The sequence below is a fragment of the Rhizobium sp. P2_G9 genome (assembly GCF_056403475.1).
On record NZ_JBFUFK010000050.1, the window covers coordinates 43,511 to 53,421 of the forward strand.

Here is a 9,911-nt window from a genome sequence, read left to right on the forward strand (position 1 = left end):
TCGTGAAATAGTTAATGTCCCAATCCTGCGGTTGCCGCAGAAATCCGGCCATTTTCAGGCAGCCTTTTACCCGAGATGGGGAAAAAACGCAATTCGCCGCGGATCATAAATCCTATGAGGCGTAACAATCGGGCCGTTTTCAGGCCCGATTTATGGCTCTGGATAGCGGTTATTCCCAGATTCTGCTCACGCGGCTGCGAGTTTCGCCAGTTCCCGCAGTGCCGCGGCATCACGGGCCGACACGTCGGGATGGTCCGGATCGGAGCCGACATCGCTGGTGATCCGCCAGGAGCGGGCGCACTTTTTGCCCTCAGCGAGCACCGGCACCACGGCCACATGGGCGACGTCATCGGCGCGGAAGGCCTCGGACGGGCCTTCGCCCAGCGTCACCGTGATGTCGGAGGTGATGCAGATTTCGGCGAAATCCACATCCTCCAGCGCCTCGAACAAAGTGGCGTCGGTGATGTGGACGACGGGGGCTGCTTCGAGCGACGAGCCGATGCGCTTGGCGGCACGTTCGATTTCGAGCGCGCCGGTGACCGCACGACGGATCGCCTTGATCTTCCGCCACTTCTCGGCAACAGCTTCGTTCTTCCAGTTCGCCGGAATTGTCGGGAACTGTTCGAGATGCACCGATTCCGCCTTTGGATCGCGCGACAGCCAGGCCTCTTCCATGGTGAACGGCATCATCGGCGCAAACCACAGCACCAGGCAGTCGAACAGCTTGCGCACCACGTAAAGCGCCGAACGGCGGCGCAGGCTCGACGGCGCGTCGCAATAAAGCGAATCCTTGCGGATGTCGAAATAGAAGGCCGACAATTCGACATTGGCGAAATCGGTCAATGCGCGGGCAATTTTCTTGAAGTCGAATTCGTCATAGCCGTCGCGAACCACCTGGTCGAGTTCGGCCAGCCTGTGCAGCATCAGTTTTTCCAGTTCCGGCAACTCGCTGTAAGCGATCTCGTCGCCGCCGTCATGGGCCAGCGTGCCGAGCATCCAGCGGATCGTGTTGCGAATCTTGCGGTAGTTGTCGATATTGGTCTGCAGGATCGTCTTGCCGAGCCGCTGGTCTTCCCAATAGTCGGTGTTCATCACCCAAAGCCGAAGGATATCGGCGCCCGACTGGGCCATCACGTCCTGCGGCACGACCGTATTGCCGAGCGATTTCGACATCTTGCGGCCATGCTCGTCCATGGTGAAGCCATGGGTGATGACGGCGTTGTAGGGCGCGCGGCCGCGCGTGGCGCAGCTTTCGAGCAGCGACGAATGGAACCAGCCGCGATGCTGGTCGGAGCCTTCGAGATAGACATCGGCCGGCCATTTCAGGTCCGGGCGATCCTCGAGCGTAAACGTATGCGTCGAGCCCGAGTCGAACCAGACATCGAGGATGTCGCGCACCATCATCCACTTTTCGTGGTCATGCGCATTGCCGAGGAAACGGCTCTTGGCGCCTTCGGCAAACCAGGCGTCGGCGCCTTCCTTCTCGAAAGCTTCGAGAATACGGGCATTGACCTCCGGATCCCTGAGCACATTGCCTTCCTTGTCGGCGAAGACGCAGATCGGCACACCCCAGGCGCGCTGGCGCGACAGCACCCAGTCCGGACGCTGCTCGATCATGGCGCGCAGGCGGTTCTGGCCGGCGGCGGGCACGAAGCGGGTGTCGTCGATGGCTTTCAGCGCGCGGCTGCGCAATGTCGTGCCGTCGCCGAAATCCTTGTCCATGTAGACGAACCATTGAGGCGTGTTGCGGAAGATCACCGGCTTCTTGGAGCGCCAGGAATGGGGATATTCGTGCTTTAGGCGGCCGCGGGCGAAGAGGGCGTGGTGGGCGATCAATTGCTCGATGACCCGCTTGTTGGCATCGCCCTTCTTGCCGTTGTCGTCGATGACGCGCGCGGCACCGCCTTCGGCAGAGGGACCGAAGCCGGGAGCATCGTCGGTGAAGAAACCACCATCGTCGACGGTGAACGGGATCTTGGACGAGATGCCGCGTGCTTCGAGCGCGCGGGCATTGTGCATCCAGATATCGAAGTCTTCGCGACCATGGCTGGGCGAGGTGTGGACGAAGCCCGTACCGGTTTCATCGGTGACATGATCGCCGTCGAGCAGCGGAACAGCGAATTCATAGCCGCCGCCCAGACCGCTGAACGGGTGCGCACAGGTGATCGCCGCAAGCTCCGCCGCACTGACATCTCGGTTCAGCGACAGCGTCAGCTTGGCCTTGGTTGCGCAGTCCTCTGCCAGGCGTTTGGCGAAGATCAGCTTTTCACCCGGCCGGGGGCCGAAATCGTTCTCTGCGGCAGTCACTTCAAAAAGGCCATATTCGACGCGCGACGAATAGGAGACCGCCCGATTGCCGGGGATCGTCCAGGGCGTCGTCGTCCAGATAACGACGGCGGTGCCGAGAAAGCCTTCCGGCCCGGCCATGACCGGAAATTTCACCCAGATCGTGTCGCTCTCATATTCCTGGTATTCGACCTCGGCTTCGGCCAGCGCCGTGCGCTCGACCACCGACCACATGATCGGCTTGGAGCCGCGATAGAGCTGGCCCACCATGGCGATCTTCAACAGTTCGCCGGCGATGCGCGCTTCGGCGTGGAAATTCATCGTCGTATAGGGGCGCTCAAAATCACCCTCGACACCAAGCCGGCGGAACTCAGCCGATTGGGTGGTGATCCAGTTCTGTGCGAATTCGCGGCATTCCTGGCGGAATTCGTTGACCGGCACCTCGTCCTTGTTCTTGCCCTTGGCGCGATAGGCCTCCTCGATCTTCCATTCGATCGGCAGGCCGTGGCAGTCCCAGCCCGGTACGTAATTGGCATCGTAGCCGCGCATCTGGAAGGAGCGGGTGATCACGTCCTTCAGCACCTTGTTGAGCGCATGGCCGATATGGATATTGCCGTTGGCATAGGGCGGGCCGTCATGCAGCACGAATTTCTCGCGGCCGGCGGCAGAGGCGCGCAGCTTCTTGTAGAGGTCCATTTTCTGCCAGCGCTGAACCAGCTCCGGCTCCTTCTGCGGCAGGCCGGCACGCATGGGGAAATCGGTCTGCGGCAGGTAGAGGGTCGAGGAATAGTCGTTCTTCTCGGCAGCGTCGTTCATGGTCATACCGTGGATGAAGCGTGTTCAGACGACACGCAATGATTTTGGAAATCGGGATTTTCGGCTTCGTATGGCAAAACGCCAGAAGGCCCGGACCTTTGCTCTGAGCCGATCAGGCTGCAAAGGCCGGGCTGATAATTCGGAATATGATCCAAAGCCGCGAATGTGTCATGCTGCGGGTTCTTATGCGGTTTTCGCCGGAAAGGGAAGCGGAGATTGCAACGCTGTCCGCGCTATTGCCCGGCCCGCGCCAGCTCCGCCCAGCGCCCCGGTGTCAGCCCGAATGCCTTCTTGAAATGGCGGCTGAAATGGGCCTGGTCGGCGAAGCCGGTATCGGCCGCAACATCGGCAAGCGTCGACCCGGCGGAAATCTTCTCTCGCGCCGCCGCCAGCCGCCGCATGACCAGGAACCTGTGCGGCGTGGTGCCGTAAAGCGAACGGAAATGCCGGGCAAGCGCGAAGCGATCCAGACCGGCAATGGTTTCGAGGCGCACTGAGGAAATGTTCTCGTCCCAATGCGCGGCAAGGAAGTCTCGAACGCGCTGCATTTCCCGGATCGGCAGTGTGCCCGCTGGCTTCGTCATCCCAGTCGAAAGTTCCGACAGGATCGGGGCCGCGAGCGCCAGAAAACCATCCATCTCCATCGCGTCGAGCCGGTCGCCCATGCTCGACAACACCGACAGCAGCAACCGGGTCAGGGGCGGATGATCAACGACAGGATTGCCGATGAAGGGCAGGGGCTGGCCGGATTGCATCAGCGCCGGTGCCAGCAGCGAGGGTTCCAGATAGAGCATGCGGTATTTCAGCCCTTCCTCATTGCCGGCGCCGCCGTCATGCACTTCGTCGGGATGCAGGATGATGGCATTGCCCGGCAGGCTGACGCGCCGTTCGCCGCGGTACTGAAACGTCTGCACACCCTTGAGCGTGATCCCCAACGCATAGGTGTCGTGCCGGTGCGGTGCGAAGGCAGCACCTTCGAATTCCGCCTCCATCCGCTCGAAACCGGGCAGCGACGCGTCATGCACGATGTGCTCGCGTTCCGACGCCTTGCACAAACGTTCAAGACCGGTCTCGCCCTCTTGTCTAGTTCTGGGATCGTTCATCGATTTGAAATAGGTGCATTTGTGTTCGATACCAAGATCGTCGTCATTTTGCGGGACAACCTGCAGGCCTGGCAAGAGCTGAACGTGACCGCTTTCCTGATGAGTGGCATCATCGCCCAGAATCCGCGATTGATCGGCGAGCCCTATCGCGACCGCGCCGGCCATCTCTACAATCCGATGAGCATTCAGCCGGTCGTGGTGCTGGCCGGCGATCAATCGGTACTCGCTAATGCCCAGCGCCGCTGCCTGGAGCAGGAGCTCACCGCTTCGGCCTATGTCGAAGAAATGTTTGCCACTGGCCACGACGTGGCCAATCGCGAGGTCTTCGGCCAGTTCGCACCCGAAGACGCCAGGCTCGTCGGCATCGCCTTCCGCGCGCCGAAGAAAATTGCCGACAAGGTCAGCAAGGGCGCCAGGATGCACGGATGACGCCCAGGCTCAATTGGGTTTCTGCTCGGTATCCGCATCCGTGTCTGCGGCGGCCGGAACCGGCTTCGGCTCGTCCTTGATCGCCGGGCCGCCAAATTCCGGCGTCAGCGGAAAGAAGGACGACCGGTCGAAATAGTTCTGTGTACGCTTTTCTGCCGGCGTGAGCTTGCCCGCGCGGCTGAAGATCAGATTGTAACGGCCGACGCCACCGAATTCCGGGGAGAAGCGGATGTTGACGCCATTGAAGTCGCTGGTGAAGGGCTTCAGCGCGATCAGCTTGTTCTTCTCCGCCTCGATCTCGCCCCAGGCCGTCGCCTTGGCGAATTCCTCGAGCACCCGCGCGGTCATTTCGGTCAGCTTGGTGCGGCTTGCTGCATCGTTGAAGATGAATTTCACCCGCGCCGACACCAGTGTGCCGTCCTGCTCGCCTTTGATCATCAGGAAGAAGGAGGACGGGCTGTTCGGGTCGGCACTGTTCGGCATGTCGACTTCGCTATAGCATTCGTTCAGCGTCTTGGCGAAGCTGCCTGGCTGCCAACTCGACATTTTGAAACCCAGCCGGTCGAAGAGCCCGCAAAGTGTCTCGCCATTGCGCCGCATGTTGCGCAGCAGCGTACTCTCACGGCCGTTCACGACATGCTGGAAGAGATAGGCGTCGAGCTCAACGGGAATGTCCTTCAGCCGATGACCGCGGAATTTGTCGACGACACGCGGCGGCTCCGGGATTGAATCCGGCTGCGGCTGCACGATTTTGATGCCCAGGGAGCGCATCAGCGTGTGCAGGTGGCGGCCATTGTTGGCCAGCAATACGGTCGCGCCGATAGCGCCCGCAACCGCCAGAAAGACGAAGCAGAAGATCAGGATACCAAGTCTGCGCCGAGGCTTTGCTTCCATGAACTTTCTGACTGGGCTGCCCAAGCGCGAAACTACCGCGCATTTCGTAAATTTATTGCCAGTGCGCCCGGCTTGCAAGCCGGCCTTCGCACCCGCAGCAGAGAGGTTGCTCTCCACATCGCCACGCACTATGAATTTCACCCGGGAAACATGGGGAAATCGTGTCATGCTGGAAACGAGCGCTGTGGGCCGCGCGGATTTGCCGAGACCGGACGTCGTAATTGGCGACGTAGAGACAATTCTTCGCGACCAATATGGCTTGAGCGGCACGATCGTCGAGCTCGGCAGCAATCAGGACCGCAACTTCCGCATCGATACCGGCGATCGCCGCTATGTGCTGAAGATCTGCCACGCCGCCTATGACCCAACGGAATTGGAAGCGCAGAACGCCGCGATGCAGCATCTCACCGGGGCAAAAGGTGCCCCTCTCGTGCCGCAGGTCCATGCGGCGAAATCCGGTACCGAAATCCTCAGCCTCGACATTGCCGGCCAGCCTTGCCAGGTCAGGCTTCTCGACTATCTCGATGGCGAGCCGCTGACGAAGCGAAAATTCCTGCCCGAAGTCACGGTGGCAGCGCTCGGCGATATCTGCGGCCGCATGGCGCGGGGATTGCATGGCTTCAGCCATCCGGGCCTCGACCGCCAGATCCAGTGGGATTTGCGGCAGGCGCTGCCAATTGCCGACAAGCTCCTTGCCGCCGTTCCGGATGGGATGGTGGCCGCTCGGGTCATGGCGGCAATGGAAGAAGCGGAGCGGATTGTGGCGCCGCTGCGCGACGAGTTGCGGCTGCAGCCGATCCATCAGGACATTACCGACGACAATGTCGTGGCTCTGGCGGATGCCAAGGGCAATCCGATCCCCGTCGGCGTCATCGATTTCGGCGATCTGATGCAAGGCTGGCTGGTGGCCGATCTCGCGGTCTGCTGCGCCGCCTTGCTGCATCATTCCGATGGCGACGCTTTCTATATCCTGCCGGCGGTTCGCGCTTTCCATGCCGTTCATCCGCTGACCATTGCCGAGGCAAAGGCGCTGTGGCCGCTGATCGTCGAGCGCGCCGGCGTGCTGGTGGGTTCGGGCGAATATCAGGTCGCCCTGGAACCGGACAATGACTATGCCGCGGGCAACATCGCCCATGAGCGGATGATCTTCGACGTCGCGACTTCCTTGCCGATGGTCGTCATGCAGGCCGCCATACTCGATGCGCTCGGCATGGCGGAAAACAAGCCGCTGCCGGCAATGCAGCGGCTGATCCCGGAGATCGTCCCCACGCTGTTCGAGATCGTGCGCCTCGATCCGCTCGGTCCGCATTTCCAGAGCGGCAACTGGCTGGAGCCGGACATCGATGCCACGCTCCTGCAGGAAGCGGCCCGGCGCACCGGCTGCGCCATCACCCGCTATGGCGAATATCGCCTGTCACGCACCTTGCATCATTCGGCGACGGCGCCGACCAGCTATGCATTGCATATCGAGGCGCGCCTGCCCGAAGGCGTGATGCTGTTCGCGCCCTTCGCCGGCGTGGCGCAGGGCGAGGGCAATCGGCTCAGGATCGATGGCAGGGAGCTTTCGCTTGTAATCGACGGCATCGACATAGCCGGCGACGATGGCCACATGCTCGATGCCGGCGCCGATATCGGCACGGTGGCGGTCGGTGGCGTGCTCAAGGTGCAATTCTGCCGCAACAAGAGCCTGACGCCGCCGCGCTTCGCCGCTCCGCACCATGCGCGCGCCTGGTCGGCGATCTGCCCTTCGCCATCAGCGCTTTTCGGCGCCGATTTCGATGCGCTACCGCTCGACAGCGACACGCTGCTCGAAACCCGCCAGGCGTATTTCGCCCGGCCGCAGAAGAACTATTACAAGAATCCACCGCAGATCGAGCGCGGCTGGCGCCAGCAAATGTATGCCATGAACGGCCGTACCTATCTCGACATGGTCAATAATGTCGCGATCCTCGGCCATGGTCACGAAAAGCTCGCGGCGGCAGTCGGCCGGCAATGGAGTCTGCTCAACACCAATTCGCGCTTCCACTATGCCGGCATCGCCGAATTCTCCAAGCGCCTTGCGGACTTGGCGCCGCAAGGGCTGAACACCGTCTTCCTGGTCAATTCCGGCTCCGAAGCCAATGATTTGGCGCTTCGCCTCGCCTGGGCGCATTCGGGCGCCCGCAATACCGTCAGCCTGCTCGAGGCCTATCACGGCTGGACCGTGGCAAGCGACGCGGTTTCGACCTCGATCGCCGATAACCCGCAGGCGCGGACCACGCGGCCGGCTTGGGTTCATCCGGTCACGTCGCCCAATACCTATCGCGGCCCGCATCGCGGACCGGATTCGGCCGCCGCTTATATCGCCGACGTCGAGGCGGCGCTGAACAAGATTGACGCGAAAGGCGAGAAGTTAGCCGGCTTCATAGCGGAAAGTGTTTATGGCAATTCCGGCGGCATCCCGTTGCCGAAAGGCTATCTCAAGGAAGTTTACCGCCTGGTACGCGACCGCGGCGGTGTAGCCATCGCTGACGAGGTGCAGGTCGGTTATGGCCGGCTCGGCCATTATTTCTGGGGTTTCGACGAGCAGGGCGTGGTGCCCGACATCATCACCATCGCCAAGGGCATGGGCAACGGTCACCCGCTCGGCGCTGTCATCACCAGCCGCGCCATCGCCGACTCGCTGGAGCGAGAAGGCTATTTCTTCTCCTCTGCCGGCGGTAGCCCGGTGAGCTGTGTCGTCGGCCTGACCGTGCTCGACGCCATCATGGAAGAAGGCCTGCAGGAAAATGCCCGCAAAGTCGGCGACTATCTCAAAGGCCGCCTCGAAGCGCTCGGCCAGCGTTTTTCGCTGGTCGGCGCGGTGCACGGCATGGGCCTCTATCTCGGCCTTGAATTCGTCCGCGATCGGACCACGCTGGAGCCGGCGACGCAGGAAACCGAGGCGATCTGTAACCGCCTGCTCGACCTCGGTGTGATCATGCAGCCGACCGGCGATCACCTCAACGTACTGAAGATCAAGCCGCCCATGTGTCTGACACGCGAAAGCGCCGATTTCTTCGCCGACATGCTGGCGAAGGTGCTGGAGGAGGGGTGGTAGGCAGCCGCATTCAAACCGGCTTGCATTGACATTGATGATGTCGATGAGGCCGGACAGTGCCGGCCTCGAAGTCGCGGGATGAGCACCAGTCAGGCCTGCGGGTTAAGTACCAGCAGCAATTCGTCCAGGCGTTCGAGGGTGGAGGTCAAGCCCTCCTTCATGCCCATGTCGATTACCTTCTGCAGGTCTTCTGGCGAGTTATAGGCCACGACCGTGGAGACGAGCGTGCCGACCGGTGCATCCGTGAAGGTCACATCCCAACGCGCCCTCGGCAGATTGGGGTTCAACGCCCCGGTCTCGTCGGAAAATCCGTCGAGCGCCTGGTAATTGTCGATCGGGCGGATTGCCTGGTAATCCAACCGTCCCCAATATTCCTGACCGCCCGGCTCGACCATCGCATAGAGCCAATATCCGCCCTCGCGGAAATCCATATGTTTTGTTTTCGTGGTCAACGGTTTCGGCGCGAACCACCGGTCGAGCAATTCGCTCTTCGTGTGACAATCCCAGACGAGCTGCCGTTTTCCGGCAAATTCACGCTTGACGGTGAGGACGCTCATTTCCGGGTTCGGGAGAAAGTCGAATTGCAGGTCAGCTTTCATTGTCTGTTCCATTCAATGTTTCGAGGAGGTTGTCGAGATTCTGATATCGGCTCTTCCAGAGCGCATGCTGCTCGTTGAACCAGCGTTCGGCCGCTGCCAGCCGCTTCTGTTCGAGCGTGCAGGTCCGGACGCGGCCGATCTTTTTGGACAGGATCAATCCGGATGTTTCGAGCACCCCGATATGTTTSATGAACGACGGCAAAGCCATGTCGAATGGCTCCGCCAGTTCGCTCACCGTTGCCGCACCCGCGCCGAGCCGCTGAATGACGGCCCGGCGTGTCGGGTCGGCAAGCGCGTGAAAGACGGAATCGAGATTGGCACCATAGTTATCCATATGGCTAACTATAGAGTGAGAAAACACTTAGATCAATAGCTAAGTTTCTCGCGCGAGAAAAAACCGCGCAAGGCTGCGACCGTGCGAGAACCGAGATTGAGATCAAACGACCTCAGAAAATAAAATTGGCCTCGGTCAGGTGGTTGGGATCGACATTGCGGATCAGGATGTCGTCCTTGCCATCAATGACGATATAGGCGCTGCCGTTGGAGTCGTAGAGATGATGCTGCACGAGATCCTGGAACCCGGTGATGCCGCTGACCTGCGACAAATCGATACGGTCTCCCTGGCGCAGAGAAAAGTCCATGATGTCGTCGCGCCCATTGCCCGTTCCGAAGCTGAAAACGTCGGCGCCGGCCTGGCCCCAGAGG

General features: G+C 61.1%; 8 protein-coding genes. 2 read left to right on the forward strand and 6 right to left on the reverse strand.

Translation table 11 applies throughout. From position 1 onward, the window contains the following. Positions 1–186: 186 nt before the first annotated feature. Positions 187–3,102, reverse strand: coding sequence for an isoleucine--tRNA ligase (gene ileS, locus AC1DYF_RS32440; protein WP_477881963.1), 2,916 nt, complete (start codon positions 3,100–3,102; stop codon positions 187–189). Between the two features lie 233 nt (positions 3,103–3,335). Continuing rightward, positions 3,336–4,127, reverse strand: coding sequence for an AraC family transcriptional regulator (locus tag AC1DYF_RS32445; protein WP_477881964.1), 792 nt, complete (start codon positions 4,125–4,127; stop codon positions 3,336–3,338). Positions 4,128–4,226: 99 nt separating this feature from the next. Here AC1DYF_RS32445 and AC1DYF_RS32450 point away from each other — a divergent pair, with 99 nt between their 5' ends. Continuing rightward, a complete protein-coding gene (locus AC1DYF_RS32450) occupies positions 4,227–4,634 on the forward strand; it encodes a DUF2000 family protein (protein WP_477881966.1) in 408 nt (135 codons plus the stop codon). A gap of 9 nt (positions 4,635–4,643) precedes the next feature. On the opposite strand, the gene AC1DYF_RS32455 is transcribed toward AC1DYF_RS32450, so the two are convergent. Further along, on the reverse strand, positions 4,644–5,528 hold the full coding sequence (locus AC1DYF_RS32455; RefSeq protein ID WP_477881968.1) for a DUF6030 family protein: 885 nt from the start codon (positions 5,526–5,528) through the stop codon (positions 4,644–4,646). Between the two features lie 166 nt (positions 5,529–5,694). Between AC1DYF_RS32455 and AC1DYF_RS32460 the strand changes: the two genes are divergently transcribed. Beyond that, a complete protein-coding gene (locus tag AC1DYF_RS32460; RefSeq protein WP_477881970.1) occupies positions 5,695–8,607 on the forward strand; it encodes an aminotransferase in 2,913 nt (970 codons plus the stop codon). Positions 8,608–8,696: 89 nt separating this feature from the next. On the opposite strand, the gene AC1DYF_RS32465 is transcribed toward AC1DYF_RS32460, so the two are convergent. The 3 genes from AC1DYF_RS32465 to AC1DYF_RS32475 all read right to left on the reverse strand — a co-directional run. Beyond that, positions 8,697–9,206 carry an SRPBCC family protein gene (locus AC1DYF_RS32465; RefSeq protein WP_477881972.1) on the reverse strand — a complete coding sequence of 170 codons (510 nt, stop codon included), beginning with the start codon at positions 9,204–9,206 and terminating at the stop codon, positions 8,697–8,699. Next, entirely contained in the window at positions 9,196–9,540 is a 345-nt protein-coding gene (locus AC1DYF_RS32470) for an ArsR/SmtB family transcription factor (RefSeq protein ID WP_477881974.1), read from the reverse strand. Before AC1DYF_RS32470 ends, AC1DYF_RS32465 begins: the two co-directional genes overlap by 11 nt. Before the next feature lie 112 nt (positions 9,541–9,652). After that, a partial coding sequence (locus AC1DYF_RS32475; RefSeq protein ID WP_477881976.1) for a type I secretion C-terminal target domain-containing protein occupies positions 9,653–9,911 on the reverse strand: 259 nt, incomplete at its 5' end.

What these genes read in the sequence shown, in the direction of transcription:
- ileS (WP_477881963.1), bottom strand. Translation starts at nt 3,102, where the DNA reads ATGAACGACGCTGCCGAGAAGAACGACTATTCCTCGACCCTCTACCTG.
- AC1DYF_RS32460 (WP_477881970.1), top strand. Translation starts at nt 5,695, where the DNA reads ATGCTGGAAACGAGCGCTGTGGGCCGCGCGGATTTGCCGAGACCGGAC.
- AC1DYF_RS32455 (WP_477881968.1), bottom strand. Translation starts at nt 5,528, where the DNA reads ATGGAAGCAAAGCCTCGGCGCAGACTTGGTATCCTGATCTTCTGCTTC.
- AC1DYF_RS32465 (WP_477881972.1), bottom strand. Translation starts at nt 9,206, where the DNA reads ATGAAAGCTGACCTGCAATTCGACTTTCTCCCGAACCCGGAAATGAGC.